Here is a 16,874-nt window from a genome sequence, read left to right on the forward strand (position 1 = left end):
GGACGACCCAGCGGTGCACAGTCGAATGGTCGACGTTCAGGCCGCGTTCGGCCATCATCTCCTCCGGACGCGCAGGCCGAGATTGTAGGCCAGATACCAGCGCAGGCACAGCAAGATCACTGATCGGTCGAAATGACAGCCTTTGAACATACAAGCGCGCTTCCCGAAAAAGAGAGGGCTTCGTGCCAGATATGGCTGCCATTCCGTTTGCGACAGAATCACCGAGCCTCCATCATTCAGTTCCGCCAGTTCAGCGGAAGGCCGACGCTTTCGCGCTCGCCGGAGCGCCTCGTTGAGAGCGATGCGGGTGAGCCAGGTAATTGAGCATGTTTTATCCTAGCGTTCAGAAACAAGCTAGTTCAGGCGCTATAGAGCCCAGTAGGTCAGCCAACTCAGGTTCGTCGACCAGGAGTGCTGCTTGATGGGGCTTAAGCCAGCCCCGTCTTCGATACTTCCACTCCTTCCATACATCCGGCTCTTGCTGGACATAAAGCGGGTATACTTCAACAGTTACCGGGACAAACGTGTCCTTCAATCGCTTCCAATAATGGAAGCTGCCAACGGATTGCTCATGCAAAGTACCCACTACGCCGGCTTCCTCACCCGCCTCTTGAGCTGCAGCCGCGCAGTCTTGTCGACCCTTCATCGGCCACCCCTTGGGCAAGATAAAGCGGCCTGTTTGCCGAGACGTTAGCAGCAAGGCGCGACTAGAAGGCCTGTTTTCGACCGACATGCCCGGCCTGCGCTTCAGCCATCACGTGATCGGCGACGGGCCTGTGTTCCGCAAGCACGCCTGCAGGCTTGCACTCGAGGGCGCTATCTCAAAGCGCATCGACAGCGCCTATGCATCCGGCAACGCGGCCTATTGGTCAAGTCAAAGTGTCTCAACAGAGAGAAATTCATCGTCGTCGGCTGGACCGATCCGACTGGAAGCCGGCCGCATATCGGCTCGCTGCTTCTCGGCTACTACACCGATGATGGTCGTCTGTTGTATGCGGGCCGCGCCGGCACGGGCATCACGGTTGCAGAGCTCAAGCGATTGGCTCGCCGGCTTGCGCCACTTCAGACAGCTCAAATGCCCCTCGACGTTCCGCCGCCGCGCGAGAGCCGGTTCGGCTCGCCGCTTGAGCTGTCGCGCGTGCATTGGTCAGGCCTGAAGTGGTGGTCGAGGTCGCCTATCTCACCTGGACGGAAGACAATCTCCTGCGCCAGGTCTCATATAAAGGCGAGCGTCAGGACAAGCCAGCCCGGCAGGTGGTGCGCTTCCTGACCCATCCCTGATCGACATCCAGCGCCGATTCGTTTCAAGTCACCCGACTTGCCCTACCTGCAGTGTGCCGGGGGGAAGGGCCTTGATCAGCGACTTCGCCGACACCGAATGGTCGAGCCAGTCCGCCCACGCGGATAGTGTCCTAAGGTTCTGCAAAAGCTTTGGAGAGAGAACAGCCCTTGCTCTGAGGCGAGGGGCGGCCATGGCACGCTGGTGACGTTCGATCACCGATTCCCGTAGTAGGGGAGTGCCATGACCAAGCGAGAAGTTAGACTGAGCAGAGGCGAGCTGAAAGCGTTGCTGTTGTCGGATGAGGACGGCTTCCGCAGCGTTTGCAGACTGTGGTGCAGGAGGCTTTGGAAGCCGAGATGACGGAGGCGATCGGCGTCGACTGGGAGGGCCGGCGCCAGGTGCTGGGCGTGGAGCTGGCCACCGTGAAAGCCATTCGAGCTGGCGCGCATTCGTGACAGGGCTCAAGCAGCGCGGGCTGGCCGGCGTCGAGTTCGTCATCTCCGACGACCATCCGGGGCTCAGGGCAGCGACCCGGGAAGTCCTACCTGAGGCAGTCTGGCAGCGCTGTTACGTGCACTTCCTCAGAAACGCGCTCGATTATGTGCCGCGCAAGGTCGATGACGACTGCCTGATGGAGCTCAGATGGTTCTATGACCGGCGCGACCTAGCCGAGGTCAAGCGCGACCTGGCGCAGTGGATCGCCAAATGGCAGGCCAAATACCCGAAGCTGGTGGATTGGGTGGAGAACAACATCGAGGAGACGCTGAGCTTCTTTCGGCTGCCGCTGCCGCATCACAAGCACATGAAGTCGACGAACATGCTGGAGCGGCTGAACCAGGAGATCAAGCGGCGTACCCTGGTCGTTCGCATCTTCTCCAACCCGCAGAGCTGTTTGCGGCTGGTTCGGGCATTGGCGGTGGAGATCCACGAGAACTGGCTCGAGGCCACCCGCTACCTCAACATGGATCATCTGCAAGCACAAGAAGGAGAACCTGAGGGCATTGGCCGCCTGAGACGCGGCCCGCCATGTCCGCCGCTCCGCTAAACACGGGGGCTGCGCGGCGGACACGCCAACGGCACCGCTGAATGCCACGCCATTTTTGCAGAACTTGACACACACAACTCGTTGAAACGGCATCCACCGACTAAGTGCAACGGGACATTCTAGAGCCAAGGCATTCCGCGCTTCCGGTCTCAAACCCGTCGTCAGCGCCATCGTTCATTGGAACACCGTCTATCTTGACCAAGCAGCGATGCGCCTGCGCACTGGTGTTCCTAAGGAAGCGACGAAACTGCCACAAGTACGTGGCCAGCCAGCCTTTCCGCCACATCCAATGTCTCTCGTGTCATCGGCACGTTCCCACCTCGCCGGATGCGTTCCACCTCGACAGCGATCAGCCGTGCGGCCTCGTCGCGCCAATGTCGGCTTGGACTACTTCCGGCAGCCGGCAAATTTCTCGCTTCGTCATCGCGATAGCTCATCCACTGGTCAGAGTCAGATACAATGTTCGGTCGGCCGTTACTCCAGAAAGCGTTCCTCGTCGACTTTGACCTGATCCATCCTTTGCAAACGGAACACCTCCTCGACGGAAACGATGTCTCGGTTGACGTTGTGGATGCCGCGATCCTTGAGGATGCGCGCGAAGACATCCTTCATCGCCGTGACCGAAGCGCGGATCGCGTGGTTGCCATAGATCACGATCGCGATCCTGCCGAGCGCGTTGATACGTTCCTCGTTCATCTCCGGATACGCCGTCGGCACGATCACGATTGGCGCCTTGCCGCACCAGGCACGCACGAAGCTTTCAACTTCGTCCGGCGCCTTCTGTTTCGAGTGGATGAGGATCATGTCGGCGCCGGCCGCTTCATAGGCTGCTGCGCGCTTCAGGGCCTCCTCTTGGCCGAGACCGGCGATCAGCGCTTCTGTCCGGGCGATGACGAGGAAGTTAGGGTCGGTGCGGGTGCTGATGGCCGCCTCGATCTTGCCCTGAAACTCCTCGACCCGAAGTAGTTGCTGGCGGCCGCCGGCAGCGAGGCTGGTGACCTTCGGGAAGGTCTTGTCCTCGATGACAACCGCCGAGGCGCCGGCGCGTTCATATTCGGAGATTGCATGGATGACATTGATCGCATTGCCGTAGCCGGTGTCAATATCGGCGACGATCGGCAGCGAGGACCGGCCAGCGATCGCCCGCAGCATGTCAAGGTGCTGCGTCATCGAGATGAGGCTCATGTCCGGCAGACCGTAAAGGGCGGAGAGCTCGAAGCCTGAGGCCCAGATCCCGTCGAAACCGGCTTCCTCGGCCAGGACGGCCGAAAGCGGGCTATGGGCGGCCATGATCCGGACGAGGCCGCGTTCGGCCATGCGGTCACGCAGTTGCTTCGCTTTGCTCATGCGTCTTCTCGCTTATGGACAGGGCGGTGCAGGCGGCGAGAATGCGGCCGCAGGCGCGCTTCAACTCGTCCTCTGATGCGGCATAGGAAATGCGAATATAGGGTGAGGCCATGAAGCCGCTGCCGGGCACCACGGCGACACCGAACTGCTCCAGCAGATACATGGCGAAGTCCATGTCGCTCTCGATCACCTTGCCCGTGGCGGTCACCTTGCCAATGACGCCGGCGCAGGAGACGAAAACATAGAAGGCGCCGTCGGGCACGCGGCAGCTCAGGCCCTCGGCCAGATTGATCTGCTCGACGACCAGATCGCGGCGCTTTCGGAAGGCGGACACGAACTCGGCGATGTGATCCTGGTTGCCGGCAATGGCCTCAATCGCGGCATATTGCGAGATGGAACTTGTATGCGACGATGTCTGGCCCTCGATCATGTTCATCGCCTTGATGAGGTCTTTCGGACCAGCCCCGTAGCCAAGGCGCCAGCCGGTCATGGCGCTGGACTTCGATACGCCGTTGACCGTCAGCACCCTTTCAATGAGGTCAGGCGCAGCCTCGGCCATCGTCACGAAGGGCACGTCATAGACTAGCTTTTCATAGATATCGTCTGAAAGGACGTGGACATGGCTGTGTCGGCGTAGGACCTCGGCCAGGGCGGCCAGATCGGCCCTGGAGTAGACCGCGCCGGTCGGATTGTTCGGCGAGTTCAGCATCAACCATTTGGTGCGCGGCGTGATCGTCGCCTCCAGATCCTCCGGCTTCAGCTTGAAACCCGACCCCTCAGGGCAGGGGACGAGCACCGGTTTGCCGCCGGCAAGCAGCACCATGTCCGGATAGGAGACCCAGCAGGGTGTGGGGACGACGACCTCATCCCCCGCGTCGAGGCTGGCGAAGAGACCGTTGAAAACGATCTGCTTGGCGCCACACCCGACCGTGATCTGATCGATCTCGTAATCGGCCCCGTTGTCGCGTAAGAGCTTCTCTCGGATCGCCTCGCGCAGAGGCTTGACGCCGGCAACCGGGGTATATCGAGTCTTGCCATTGCGAATGGCGGCAATGCCGGCTTGCTGAACGGCCTCTGGCGTGTCGAAGTCCGGTTCGCCCTGGCTCAGCGTGACGATATCGACACCTTGTTCGCGCAAGGCACTCGCCTTGGCAGTCATGGCCTTTGTCTGGGATGGGCGGACGGCCTGCAGTCTTTTGGCGAGTAAGGGCAATGGACTTTCCTCAAAGCAGGGAGTTATGCCCAGAGCTAGATGGGGCGCCCTTAGCTCGCTAGTTTTGGCATCGCGAAACGCGGCCAAAAGGATCGCGTTCTGCGATGCATCATCGCGGCCAGCATTTATTTCGCTGTGCTCTCCTCCTCGGTTTTTTTCCGACAGAGCCTTGTGAGCCAACGGCAGAAGGCGCGGGCGAGATCCGGATTGCCGCTGCGATCGACGGCATAGGCCTGATATTGCATGCCGCTCGGTGCGCGGGAGCCGGGAAGCACCTCCAAGAGGCCCCGACTGATCAGATCCGCGACGACGATATGCGGCGTCACCAGCAAAGTCTGACCAGTCGTTACCGCCGGCAGGGCCAGGTAGTGGTGGTCGTAGCGCGCCCCGGAGATGATGTCCGACGTCTTCATATCCATGCCGCGGAGCCAGGTCGGCAGGATGTCCGGCCGCGCAGTGACGGCAATCACCGGTGTGGTGCGCAGCGCTTCGAGGCCGCGGCCGGCGACACAGTTCGGCGACCCGACGCAGACGAGTTGTTCATCATAGAAATCCCAGCGATCTCCCGGTTCGGTCAGCGTCAGGTCCCGGGTCAGGAGGACATCGAAGCTGTCGGTTGAGGCGGGGGCCGAAAGGGTGCTGATGACGTCGACCGTGACGCCGCCCATTTCCTTCGAGAAGTCGTTCAAATTGGGAATCAGCAGCGTATAGGCGAACGTCGAGAGCGACGTCCTCACGACGAGCCGGTTGGCGTCTTTCCCGTCACCGCGGCGCATCCGCTTTGCAGTAAAGAAAATCGTGTCAAGCGGCTCGGCAACGGCGTCGGCAAATAGCCGCCCGAAATCCGTCACCTGACTCAGGCGTCCGTGCCGTTCGAGCAGCTTGGCGCCGAAATACTCTTCCAATACCGCGAGGTGGCGGCTCACCGAGCTCTGGGTGATGCCAAGGGTTTTCGAGGCCCGGGTGACGCTGTTGTCGCGTGCGACCTGCACGAAAGCCCGAACAGCGTTGAGCGAAAGATCTTTGCTATCTGCCATGGCCGCCCGCCTTCCTGGATGCATCCAAAAGAGCGCGTTTGTTATCGCATTATTCGATGATTGTCATGCTGTTGTAGCATATGAGGTGAGTAATCCGTCTCGTTCACGCCGGGTCACGAGAAGTGCCATGGCCGTAAAGAAAAAGATACCCAAAGCCCGAAGCGACATAGTTGCTTTGCGCAGCTACACAGGAGCCAGGTACGCACATGATTTCGATTACGCGACGGAATCTATTGGTAGCCGGGGCGGCAATCAGTCTTCTGCCAATGACTGGAGTATCTTCAGCGAAGGCCCAGGGCGCCGCTCGCCGCATCGTTAGAATCGGCATGTCCGGCTTCCCGCCAGCCGTCGAGCCTGTTCTATATGGTGCCACCGCGGGACGGCGCGTTGTAGCGCAGATGTTCGACACATTGATCGCTTTTGAGCAGGATACGGAGATGAAGCTGCGTCCGGCACTGGCTGAACGCTGGGAACGCGTGGATAGCAAAGCGCTTCGCCTATTCTTGCGTAAAGATGTCACTTTCCATGATGGCGGCACATTCACAGCGGAAGACGTGGCGTTCAGCCTCAGTCCACAACATCTCCTCGGCCCCGGTATGGCGGCGACCGCGATGGAGACACTGGACACGATCGAGGGAGTCACGATTATCGACAGCCACACTGTCGTCGTCCACACCAAAGTCGAAGATGCGCTGATCGAGAAACGGTTGGCGTCCTGGGGAGCAGAAATCGTCAGCAAGCGCGCGTTCGACGCTGCCGGCAACTGGGACGCTTGGACGGCGGCACCGGTTGGCACAGGCCCTTTCCGGATTGTTAGCCAAACGCTTGATGTCGAAGTCGTTCTGACCGCGCACGATGACTACTGGGGTGGGCTGCCGCCCTTCGAAGGGATTCATTTCAGGATCATCCCGGAGCTGGCTTCCCGGGTGAACGCGCTCATCGCCGGTGAAGTAGACTTTATCACAGATCTCTCTCCCGACATGTTCTCCGAAATCGAGAAGCATCCCGAACTCGAAGTCTCCGGCGGCCCCGTTCAGAATATCCGTTCACTGGATATCGATACGACCGGTCCGATCCTCCGCAAGGTAGGCGTCCGCCGCGCCCTCAGCCTCGCGATTGACCGAGAGGCTATCGTCAAGGCGCTCTGGCAGGACAGGCTGCTCATTCCCAACGGCTATCAACTCCCCAGCTTCGGCGAAGCCTATATCGAGGACTTCCCCAGTCTCGCATACGACCCCGAGCTGGCGCGGAAGCTCCTCGCCGAAAGCGGCTACAAGGGCGAGGCAATCACCTACCGGCTGCTCAACAACTATTATCCCAACCAAGTTGCCGGCGCGCAGATAATGATCGAAATGTGGCGAGCGGTCGGCATTAATGTCGAAATCCAGATGATGGAGAACCCCGCCCAGATCTGGAGCAAGCCGATCAACGCAATCCTCGACGGTTCGAATACCGCCACCCTCCCGGACCCGCTCGGCCACGCTTGGCGCCGCTTCGGCCCAATTGGGGGGAACGTCAAAGAGGGTATCTGGAGCAATGAAGAATATTTCGGCCTTGGCGAAAAGCTGAAGGAAACGGTCGATCCGCAAGCGCGCCGGCCGATCATGCAAAGGATGCTCGAGATCGTTGACCGGGAGGATCCTCCTTGCGTGATCCTCCACGGTTCAGGTCAGTTCTACGGCAAGCGCAAAGACATCGCCTGGGCCCCAGGTCAGACACTCGACCTGAACTTCGGTCCTTTCAACGCCGCCTATACGCAGAACTGATGACCACCCGAGGAGGAACGGTGCATCTCGTCGACTCCTCACCAGCATCCGCGTTCCCGACGACTTCCGCTACGCAACCGGTGCTCACGATCGAAGGACTGACCGTCGACTTCAGCGATGTGCGGGTCCTTCGGGGGATCGATCTCAAGGTCGCACGGGGCGACTCGCTGGGTATTGTGGGCGAGTCAGGCAGCGGCAAGTCCGTTACCTGGCTTGCCGCGCTCGGGCTGCTGCCTCGCACGGCTACCGTGTCGGGAAGCGTCAGGTTGGACGGGCAAGAACTCCTGGGCGCAGCCGCGACGCAACTCGACCGAATCAGGGGCGGGCGCGTGGCGATGATCTTTCAGGATCCGTCGAGCGCCCTCAATCCCGTCATCCGGCTGGGCCGACAGATTGGCGAAGTTCTCGCGCGACATCAGGGTGTGTCGGGCTCGAGCATTCGGGCGGAGGCAAAACGTCTTTTCGAACTCGTTGGCTTGCCGGATGCGGCGCGTCGGTTCGACGCCTATCCTCATGAACTGTCCGGCGGCCAGAATCAGCGGATCATGATCGCCATGGCGCTCGCCGGAAAGCCGGACGTTCTGATTGCCGATGAGCCGACCACGGCGCTCGACGCCACGATCCAGGCACAGATACTTGACCTTCTGACCATCATCAGACGCGAGACCGGCATGGCTCTTGTTCTCATCAGCCACGATCTCGGCGTCGTTTCCGAAACCTGTGAACGCATCATGGTCATGTACGCCGGCGGAGTCGTCGAGACGGCGCCGTCGGATTCAATTTTTGCGAACCCACAGCATCCGTATACGCGAGGTCTCCTTGCGGCCGTGCCGCCTTTCGAAGGCGCGTTGCATCGACTCATTCCCATCGAGGGACAGGTGCCAGAGCCGTCAAGCATGCCTTCGGGATGCCCATTTGCGCCCCGCTGTCCCCAGCGCATGCCGGCTTGTAAAAACGCCGTTCCGCCACTCTTGCAAACCGAAGCCGGTCGTTTCTCGGCCTGCATGGCAGGAGCCACCACATCCGCCCAGCAATTCCTGCAAGTCAAGGAAAGCATGCTTGCATGACTGCAAACATTCTTGAACTTCACGGCATTGCTCGCAGCTATTCGACCCGGCAGGGCCTCTTCGGAAAGAAGGTTCCTGTCCGCGCTGTCGATGACGTATCACTATCGCTGCAACAGGGGCAGACGCTGGCGCTCGTCGGCGAATCCGGTTCGGGAAAATCAACGACAGGACGCATCGCGCTCGGCATTGAACGGCCGAACAGCGGATATGTGCTCTTCCGCGGGTCTGAACTGCCGGCCGTCGATACACCAGCGTGGCGCCGTATGCGAGCGCAAATGCAAATGATCTACCAAGATCCGCTCGCTGCGCTGGATCGTCGACTGTCGATCCTCGATCAGGTCCGGGAACCACTGGACATCCATGGCATCGGAGCTGCATCGACGCGGAACAACAATGCGCTGGCTATGCTTGACGCGGTCGGCCTGAATGCCAGTCATGCCGCAAGCCTGCCGCATCAACTGTCGGGTGGACAGCGTCAGCGTGCTGTTTTTGCCCGGGCGCTGATCATGCAGCCGGCGTTGCTGGTTTGCGACGAGCCGGTCTCGGCTCTCGACGTATCGATCCAGGCCCAGGTCGTGAACCTGCTCATGGACCTTCAAAAGGACTTACGCCTTACGCTCCTCTTCATCAGCCACGATTTAAAAGTGGTTCGCCAGGTCAGTCAGCATATGGCTGTGATGTATCTCGGTCGTATCGTTGAATATGGCGAGACAAACCTTCTGCTCTCGAGCCCCACCCACCCCTATACTAGGGCGCTAGTCTCAGCCGTACCTGTTCCAGGCCGGCGCACGCGCGAGCGTATCATACTCAAAGGTGAACCACCCAACCCTGCAGCCCGTCCCACGGGCTGCGGGTTCCACCCTCGCTGTTCCATCGCGCGGCCGGAGTGCGTAAGCGTCTCCCCCACATTCTCGACTCTGCCGGACGGGCGATCCGTCGCGTGTCATGCCGTCCATACCAACCCGCCGACCAAGAAGGTTGGAACCTGATGTTTCGGTTTTTTGCTACCCGTGTCTTACGTGCCGTTTTGACCGTCGCGCTGGTGGTCACATTTGCTTTCATGGTGCTCAGACTCTCGGGAGATCCGGCCCGCAGCATCATGGGAGACGACGCCTCGCCCGAGGCCATGGCCGCCTTTCGCCGGGAGTGGGGACTTCATCGGCCACTCTGGATGCAATATCTCCACTACTTCGCAGCGATCTTTCAGGGCGAGCTCGGCCGGTCGATGCGTGGAGGCGGGCCTGCGCTTGACCTGGTTCTGGGGCGTATCCCGGCAACACTCATGCTGACCCTGCCCGCGCTTCTGATGAAATTGGTGATCGGTATTCCAGCGGGTATGTATGCCGCTTTGCATCGGGACAGCGCCATTGACCGTGCGGTCATGGTCACGGCGGTCGCAGGCTACACGGTGCCGAGCTTTGTCCTCGGCCTCGTATTGGTTCAAGTCCTTGCAATCTGGTTTGCCTGGCTGCCGACCGGCGGCACGGGCAGTCTGCAGCATCTAATCCTGCCGATCATCACTCTCGGGGTTGGCGGCGCCGCCGTGCTCGCCCGATTCATACGAAGCGCAATGCTGGAGGTACTGGGGCAGCCGTACATTCGCACCGCCAGTGCCAAAGGAATCCCTTGGGCCGCGGTTGTGCGTGGTCACGCCTTGCCGAACGCCGCAATTCCTACCGTTACCATTGTCGGCTTCATGGTCGGCAATCTGATCGCTGGTTCGGTTGTGGTCGAGAGCGTGTTCTCCTGGCCGGGTGTCGGCAATCTCCTGGTCGTATCGGTGACAGCCCGCGATCTGGCGGTCGTGCAATGTATTCTCCTGCTGGTAGCCGCCACAATGGTGCTCTCCAACCTCATCGTGGACTTCCTTTACGGCTTCCTCGATCCGCGCTTGGCTAACGCCAACTCGACTGGAGGACACTGACAAATGAACATGATGGGAAAAATAGGCGGAACCGCAACTCGCACGGGAAAGACCACGAAACACAGCCGAATTCCAATCCTCGTCATCGCCAGTGTGCTCTGGATTGCATTTATCATCATTGTGGCGCTGCTCGCCGATCAAATCGCTCCGTACCAATTCACCGCTCTTGATTTACCCAATCGGCTAGCCTCGCCATTGCACCCGCAGCATTTGCTTGGGACGGACGAGCTGGGACGCGATATTCTGTCACGATTGATCGTGTCCGTTCGTATCTCAGTTCTGGTCGCTCTGGGGGCAACGCTGATCTCGGCGTGCTTCGGCACGGCGATGGGCTTTGCTGCGGCCCACTGTCGTGGGCGCGTCGAGCAATGCGTCCTGATGCTCGCCGACTTCCAGGCAGCCATGCCGTTCCTCATCCTTTCCCTGTCGGTGCTTGCCTTTTTCGGAAACGCTTTGCCGTTGTTTATTGGACTGATGGGGCTTTACGGCTGGGAACGCTACGCCCGTATCGCACGCGGGCTTGCGATCGCCGCCAGTGCGCAAGGCTACGCCGGTGCCGTCCGTCAATTGGGTGCGAGCCCAATGCAGGTATATATGCGGCACATCCTCCCGAACATCTCGTCGACGCTCATGGTTTCCATGACGCTGACCTTCCCGGAGATCATCCTCATGGAAAGCAGCCTGTCCTTTCTGGGTCTTGGCGTTCAGCCCCCGATGACGAGCCTCGGGAACATGCTCGGCTATGGCCGGGAGTATATGACGCGTGCGCCATGGATCATGTTTGCGCCAGCTGCCCTGATCGTCACGACGACGCTCTCCGTTAGCCTGTTGGGCGACTGGCTGCGCGACCGGTTGGACAAGGGACTGCAGTGACTGAGAACGCAGCGAACGCTGCCGCCTCATCAGGGCCAAGAGGATCAACCAGATGCAAGGTTCCGGCGCGGTTGCACCGCCGACGACCTATTCTCGATTTTCCGCACCGCCTCTGCACAAGCGCGCAGCCGAGCTCGGCTGCAACGGCCCGGTTCTGGCGGACGGCGCCATCACGATCGGACCTAGCGCGACCGGCAAAGGTCGTCCAGCCGAACGGAGACATCATCCGTTTTAATCTTGGCCGCTTCGTTCCTTGGTCAGCCAAGCGGGTCAGCAGGCAATTTACGGCACCCTGCTGACATGTACTGCCGCGGCCATTTTTGCCGCGGCTTCGGGGCTTCAGTGATTGTCGAGGAATTGGCTGTTCATCGCGGCGGATGAAACAAAGGAGATCGAACCTGACATCGTCCTTGCTCATAGTCGCTCTAGTATATCCGAAGCCTCGGCGCATTCATGCTCGAAGATCAGTTTATTGTCGGCGCGCAATCAGTGGACGCTTGGTGAACACTGTCACGCGAACTGGCGATTTGCGACTGACGCATTCCTACGCCACCACCGCGACAACCAGAGTTAGGACAACATGCGATTTCTCATCGTCAGCTTCGACGGTCTTCGCCCCGACCTTGTCTCTTCCGACTTGACGCCGAATCTCTGCCGCTTGCAGTCCCTGGGCGTTACGCTGGCGGAGCATCGGACGATCTACCCCAGCGAAACCCGCTCGGCCTTCCCGAGCCTTGTTACCGGCGCCACCACCGGACGTCATGGCATGGTGGGAAACCAGTATATCGACGGGTCTGTTAAACCGCCGCGCTATATCGATACGTCAGACGCCGTGCTCCTGCGCAAGCTCGACCTGGAAAGCGGCGGTCGACTGATGACAGCGCCAACAGTTGGCGAGATCCTCGCTGCGGCTGGGCGCAGCATGGCCGTGTTGGCCACCAACACACCTGGCACGACACGCTTCTTCCATCACAAGGCGGAGGATTTCGGGCATGTTCGACTTTCTGGGCATTTTCAGGAGGCCTGCACGCCCAACGATGCATTGGCGGAAGCTGAAGCCGTTGTTGGGCCGCTACGGCCGGCGCTGCCCAAGACCGAGCCCGACATGGCCGGGCAGGATTGGATATCCTCGGCCTTTCTCGACGTGGTCTGGCCGAAATACCGGCCGGACGTCACGATCCTTTCCTATGGCGAGCCCGACATCACCTCGCATTTCCATGGCACCGGCGCCGAGGCGACGCGCGGCATCATCGCGCATTGCGACCGCCACTTCGGACGCGTGCTCGACTGGTGGGAGGCGGAAGGACGCGCCGAAGGTGTGCAGATCATCGCGATCTCAGATCATGGTCATATCACGGGTCATACCCGTGTTTCGGTGGTCGACAGTCTGCGTGAGGCCGGATTCCATCCTGGCACTGCACCTGCACCAGATGTCGATGTCGTTGTCATCCCTGGTCAGGTCGGCGCGCTTTATCTCGCGGACCCCAGCGCCAAACAGATCGCACGCTTGGTGGCAATGATCACGACCGAGCCATGGTGTGGACCGGTGTTTACACGTGCAAAGAACGCAACCGAGGCCATTGCACCTGGTAGCCTTGGTAACCATCTGGTCTTTGCCAATCATCGGCGTGCACCCGATGTCTCCTTTTCTTTTCGAGCGGATGATGGTGTCGATCCGTTTGGGCTTATCGGTGGAACGTTTTACGATAATGACCGCCGCAGCGGGCTGGGTGTCCATGGTGGATTGCATCCGAAAGAGCTCGCCACAGTCGGCATTGTCGCCGGCTCGTCATTTCGCGAGCCCGGTTTCGTCTCCAGTATCCCGTCGGGCATCTGCGACCTAGTTCCAACCATCCTGCAACTTCTTGAGATCGAGCCGCCGGATAGCATGACCGGACGCGTTCTGGCCGAAGTCCTGGAACATGGATTGAAGGTTGCCGCACCCATCCGCAGAGAAGCTTGTGAAGCCCGGCTCGGCAGTTTTAGGCAGGTTCTCCACCGTGTTCAGGTTGGAAGCGCTATTTATATTGATCGCGGTATGGCGGAGGGGTGAGCAGGTGGAACAAAGCGGAGGCCCGGGCCGCTGTGAAAACAAGAAAAAGCCGTGCGGGCAAGGGCAATCCAGAATGCCACTCAGATCGCGCTGCATAGGTTCTCGCCCAGACCGATCGCATCCCATAAACGGATAGTGTCCTGAAGGTTCTGCAAAAAGCTCTGGAGAGAGAACAGCCCTTGCTCTGAGGCGAGGGGCGGCCATGGCACGCTGGTGACGTTGCGATCACCGATTCCCGTGGAAGGGTAAGTGCCGTGACCAATCGAGAAGTTAGACTGAGCAGAGGCGAGTTGAAAGCGTTGCTGTTGTCGGATGAGGACGGCTTCCGCAAGGTTTTGCAGACTGTGGTGCAGGAGGCTTTGGAAGCCGAGATGACGGAGGCGATCGGGGCCGAGAAAGGCGAGCGGACGACGGAGCGGGTTGGTTACCGGTCCGGCTATTACGAACGCAAGCTTGTGACGCGGGTTGGCGTGCTGGAGCTTCGGGTTCCGCAAGATCGGGCCGGCCGGTTCTCGACGGAGTTGTTTGAGCGTTATCAGCGCTCGGAGAAAGCATTGGTGTCGGCGCTGGTCGAGATGTACGTGCAAGGTGTGTCGACCCGGAAGGTCAAGGCGATCACCGAGGAGCTGTGCGGCCATTCCTTCTCGGCCTCGACGGTGAGCCAGGCAACGGCGCGGCTGGATGAGGCGCTGAAGGCGTTCTTTGAGCGGCGGCTTGCCGAACCTTACCCGTACCTCATCCTGGACGCGCGCTATGAGCGGGCGCGCGAGGCCGGCGTGATCGCCAGCCAGGCGGTCTTGGTGGCGATCGGGGTCGACTGGGAGGGCCGGCGCCAGGTGCTCGGCGTGGAGCTGGCCAACCGGGAGAGCCATTCGAGCTGGCGCGCGTTCGTGGCAGGGCTCAAGCAGCGCGGGCTCGCCGGCGTCGAGTTCGTCGTCTCCGACGACCATCCAGGGCTCAGGGCAGCGATCCGCGAAGTCCTGCCCGAGGCAGTCTGGCAGCGCTGTTACGTGCACTTCCTCAGAAACGCGCTCGATTATGTGCCGCGCAAGGTCGATGACGACTGCCTGATGGAGCTCAGATGGTTCTATGACCGGCGCGACCTAGCCGAGGTCAAGCGCGACCTGGCGCAGTGGATCGCCAAATGGCAGGCCAAATACCCGAAGCTGGTGGATTGGGTGGAGAACAACATCGAGGAGACGCTGAGCTTCTATCGGCTGCCGCTGCCGCATCACAAGCACATGAAGTCGACGAACATGCTGGAGCGGCTAAACCAGGAGATCAAGCGGCGCACCCTGGTCGTTCGCATCTTCCCCAACCCGCAGAGCTGTTTGCGGCTGGTTCGGGCATTGGCGGTGGAGATCCACGAGAACTGGCTCGAGGCGACCCGCTACCTCAACATGGATCATCTGCGCGAGCACAAGAAGGAGAACCTGAGGGCACTGGCCGCCTGAGACGCGGCCGCCATGTCCGCCGCTCCGCTAAACACGGGGGCTGCGCGGCGGACACGCCAACGTCACCGCTGAATGCCACGCCATTTTTGCTGATGGGGTGGATGCCAGCCTTCTCCGACGGCATCGCAATGTGCCAAGTTTGTGGTGTTAGCGCCACGCAAAGGAGAGGCAGGCATCCATGGAAAAGGTTACCATCATTGGGGTCGATCTGGCAAAGAACGTCTTTCAGCTGCACGGGGCGGCAGCTGATGGATCGGTTGTGTTCCGCAAGAAGCTGTCGCGCCTGCAGTTTTGCAAGTTCATGGCGAGTCAACCGGCATGTGTCGTGGCGATGGAAGCGTGCGGCAGCTCCCACTACTGGGCCCGTCAGATGGCTCGGCTTGGCCATGAGCCAAGACTGATTGCCCCGGCCTATGTCAAACCGTTCGTCAAGCGGCAGAAGAACGACGTCGCAGATGCGGAGGCGATCGTCGAAGCAGCGCAACGACCGACAATGCGCTTTGTCGAACCGAAGACCAAGGAGCAGCAGTCCCGGGCTATCGTGTTTCGCACCAGAGAGCAGTTCGTGAATCAGAGAACCGAATTGGTGAATGCGCTGGGCGCGCGCACCTCTATGAGTTCGGTTATGTTGCTCCGCAAGGCATCGGCCACCTGCCACGTCTGGCAGAGATCGTCGAGGACGAGAGCGCAGACCTGCCGGATCTGGTCCGCGACATCTGCAGCGCTCTACTTGACCAGATCGAACAGTTGAGCAGCCGGCTCGCGGCATTGAAGAAGACGATCGACACCCTGTCCAGGCAGGCTGCAACATCTCGGCGCTTGCAAACCATGCCCGGTGTTGGCCCTATCGCTGCCCTTGCCATTGAAACCTTTGCGCCGCCGATGGAGGCCTTCAAGTGCGGTCGCGATTTCGCCGCCTGGCTCGGGCTGGTCCCTCGGCAGAAGTCGAGCGGCGGCAAGCAACGACTAGGGAAGGTATCGAAGATGGGCCAGCGCGATATTCGGCGGTTGCTCATCATCGGCGCCATGGCCGTGGTTCGATGGGCATCTCGGAGGCGCGCGCCCGACGGTTCCTGGCTTGACCGCTTGATGTTGAAGAAACCGCGCATGCTGGTGGCAATCGCGCTGGCCAACAAGATGGCGCGTGGCATCTGGGCCATGCTGACGAAACAGGAGGACTACCGAGATCCGGCGACGGTGCCTGCGTGATTTGCAACAACGCACCTGAGACCGGCACGTCGGGGATGTGAGGAAGGCATGAACTGCATGGGCAAATGATCGATCAGATCGGGGTCAGGAAAACCAGAGTCAAGTTGAGAGCCCACGCAAGCTCGCTTTGCTGATTTGGACCTGATCCGCGCATCACCATACCGGCCCGCGGCATATGGAACGGCCGCAAATCAAGGCCTGACACATGACCGCACTCGATCACATGTCCAATGCTTCTGGTTCTCCTTGCAAAACGGCTGGCATCCACACAAGAACTTGACGCACACAACTCATAAACGCGGCCATCGGACGCTCACCCGACCCTAGTGTCGCAATCACAACGTCTGCGCTGGTCGACGAAGTTGCACCCGCCATCAGGCTCCCACAGCAACCTGTCCCCTGCGCTAGCAACTACTACGACGCAATGACTACTTCTGGAGCGGCCGCTGATTCGGTAGATAGGCGGAAGCACCGCCGACACTATAGAGGCAAAATCTTCTGCTTGCGTCATCGCCTCAGCAGGGGACATCCATCCGCCCTCGTTCATTTGCGTTGACAATCCCCAGGCAAATAGCAGTCGCGCGGATCCCATAATTCCAGCCAT

The 16,874-nt window shown here is 60.3% G+C and carries 12 protein-coding genes and 5 pseudogenes; 11 read left to right on the forward strand and 6 right to left on the reverse strand.

What is annotated here, in order from left to right:
• Positions 1–150: pseudogene (locus AC0L2C_RS28720) on the reverse strand (IS6 family transposase); the annotation flags it as partial.
• 715 nt (positions 151–865) lie between these two features.
• Between AC0L2C_RS28720 and AC0L2C_RS28725 the strand changes: the two are divergent.
• Positions 866–1,099, forward strand: a pseudogene (locus tag AC0L2C_RS28725) (ATP dependent DNA ligase); the annotation flags it as partial.
• Between the two features lie 44 nt (positions 1,100–1,143).
• Positions 1,144–1,281 (forward strand): ATP dependent DNA ligase, encoded by a 138-nt coding sequence (locus AC0L2C_RS28730; RefSeq protein WP_473525009.1) that lies wholly within the window; start codon positions 1,144–1,146, stop codon positions 1,279–1,281.
• Positions 1,282–1,309: 28 nt separating this feature from the next.
• Here AC0L2C_RS28730 and AC0L2C_RS28735 read toward each other — a convergent pair.
• Positions 1,310–1,399, reverse strand: a pseudogene (locus AC0L2C_RS28735) (SOS response-associated peptidase); the annotation flags it as partial.
• A 248-nt stretch (positions 1,400–1,647) separates the two neighbouring features.
• Here AC0L2C_RS28735 and AC0L2C_RS28740 point away from each other — a divergent pair.
• Positions 1,648–2,295: pseudogene (locus tag AC0L2C_RS28740) on the forward strand (IS256 family transposase); the annotation flags it as partial.
• 262 nt (positions 2,296–2,557) lie between these two features.
• Here AC0L2C_RS28740 and AC0L2C_RS28745 read toward each other — a convergent pair.
• From AC0L2C_RS28745 to AC0L2C_RS28760, 4 genes are all read right to left on the reverse strand, one after another.
• Complete coding sequence (locus tag AC0L2C_RS28745; protein ID WP_473525010.1) at positions 2,558–2,764, reverse strand: hypothetical protein; 207 nt, start codon at positions 2,762–2,764, stop codon at positions 2,558–2,560.
• Between the two features lie 37 nt (positions 2,765–2,801).
• On the reverse strand, positions 2,802–3,674 hold the full coding sequence (locus AC0L2C_RS28750) for a phosphonopyruvate hydrolase (RefSeq protein WP_473525011.1): 873 nt from the start codon (positions 3,672–3,674) through the stop codon (positions 2,802–2,804).
• Positions 3,649–4,833, reverse strand: coding sequence for a pyridoxal phosphate-dependent aminotransferase (locus AC0L2C_RS28755; RefSeq protein WP_473525012.1), 1,185 nt, complete (start codon positions 4,831–4,833; stop codon positions 3,649–3,651). Before AC0L2C_RS28755 ends, AC0L2C_RS28750 begins: the two co-directional genes overlap by 26 nt.
• Before the next feature lie 179 nt (positions 4,834–5,012).
• Positions 5,013–5,924, reverse strand: coding sequence for a LysR family transcriptional regulator (locus AC0L2C_RS28760; protein WP_473525013.1), 912 nt, complete (start codon positions 5,922–5,924; stop codon positions 5,013–5,015).
• A gap of 206 nt (positions 5,925–6,130) precedes the next feature.
• Between AC0L2C_RS28760 and AC0L2C_RS28765 the strand changes: the two genes are divergently transcribed.
• From AC0L2C_RS28765 to AC0L2C_RS28800, 8 genes and pseudogenes are all read left to right on the forward strand, one after another.
• Positions 6,131–7,690: an ABC transporter substrate-binding protein gene (locus tag AC0L2C_RS28765; protein ID WP_473525014.1), complete on the forward strand. Its 1,560-nt coding sequence runs from the start codon at positions 6,131–6,133 to the stop codon at positions 7,688–7,690.
• A 20-nt stretch (positions 7,691–7,710) separates the two neighbouring features.
• Positions 7,711–8,757: an ABC transporter ATP-binding protein gene (locus AC0L2C_RS28770; RefSeq protein ID WP_473525015.1), complete on the forward strand. Its 1,047-nt coding sequence runs from the start codon at positions 7,711–7,713 to the stop codon at positions 8,755–8,757.
• On the forward strand, positions 8,754–9,746 hold the full coding sequence (locus AC0L2C_RS28775) for an ABC transporter ATP-binding protein (protein WP_473525016.1): 993 nt from the start codon (positions 8,754–8,756) through the stop codon (positions 9,744–9,746). Before AC0L2C_RS28770 ends, AC0L2C_RS28775 begins: the two co-directional genes overlap by 4 nt.
• Complete coding sequence (locus tag AC0L2C_RS28780; protein WP_473525017.1) at positions 9,746–10,681, forward strand: ABC transporter permease; 936 nt, start codon at positions 9,746–9,748, stop codon at positions 10,679–10,681. The genes AC0L2C_RS28775 and AC0L2C_RS28780 overlap by 1 nt, the downstream gene beginning before the upstream one ends.
• 9 nt (positions 10,682–10,690) lie before the next feature.
• A complete protein-coding gene (locus AC0L2C_RS28785) occupies positions 10,691–11,554 on the forward strand; it encodes an ABC transporter permease (protein WP_473525050.1) in 864 nt (287 codons plus the stop codon).
• Positions 11,555–12,134: 580 nt separating this feature from the next.
• Positions 12,135–13,607: an alkaline phosphatase family protein gene (locus tag AC0L2C_RS28790; RefSeq protein WP_473525018.1), complete on the forward strand. Its 1,473-nt coding sequence runs from the start codon at positions 12,135–12,137 to the stop codon at positions 13,605–13,607.
• A gap of 290 nt (positions 13,608–13,897) precedes the next feature.
• Positions 13,898–15,061 carry an IS256 family transposase gene (locus tag AC0L2C_RS28795; protein ID WP_473525051.1) on the forward strand — a complete coding sequence of 388 codons (1,164 nt, stop codon included), beginning with the start codon at positions 13,898–13,900 and terminating at the stop codon, positions 15,059–15,061.
• A gap of 178 nt (positions 15,062–15,239) precedes the next feature.
• Positions 15,240–16,270, forward strand: a pseudogene (locus AC0L2C_RS28800) (IS110 family RNA-guided transposase).
• The last annotated feature ends 604 nt before the right edge of the window (positions 16,271–16,874 follow it).

This window comes from Mesorhizobium sp. WSM4845, from assembly GCF_055811455.1.

What these genes read in the sequence shown, in the direction of transcription:
- AC0L2C_RS28765 (WP_473525014.1), top strand. Translation starts at nt 6,131, where the DNA reads ATGATTTCGATTACGCGACGGAATCTATTGGTAGCCGGGGCGGCAATC.
- AC0L2C_RS28750 (WP_473525011.1), bottom strand. Translation starts at nt 3,674, where the DNA reads ATGAGCAAAGCGAAGCAACTGCGTGACCGCATGGCCGAACGCGGCCTC.
- AC0L2C_RS28745 (WP_473525010.1), bottom strand. Translation starts at nt 2,764, where the DNA reads ATGAGCTATCGCGATGACGAAGCGAGAAATTTGCCGGCTGCCGGAAGT.
- AC0L2C_RS28775 (WP_473525016.1), top strand. Translation starts at nt 8,754, where the DNA reads ATGACTGCAAACATTCTTGAACTTCACGGCATTGCTCGCAGCTATTCG.
- AC0L2C_RS28785 (WP_473525050.1), top strand. Translation starts at nt 10,691, where the DNA reads ATGATGGGAAAAATAGGCGGAACCGCAACTCGCACGGGAAAGACCACG.
- AC0L2C_RS28760 (WP_473525013.1), bottom strand. Translation starts at nt 5,924, where the DNA reads ATGGCAGATAGCAAAGATCTTTCGCTCAACGCTGTTCGGGCTTTCGTG.
- AC0L2C_RS28790 (WP_473525018.1), top strand. Translation starts at nt 12,135, where the DNA reads ATGCGATTTCTCATCGTCAGCTTCGACGGTCTTCGCCCCGACCTTGTC.
- AC0L2C_RS28780 (WP_473525017.1), top strand. Translation starts at nt 9,746, where the DNA reads ATGTTTCGGTTTTTTGCTACCCGTGTCTTACGTGCCGTTTTGACCGTC.
- AC0L2C_RS28755 (WP_473525012.1), bottom strand. Translation starts at nt 4,833, where the DNA reads ATGACTGCCAAGGCGAGTGCCTTGCGCGAACAAGGTGTCGATATCGTC.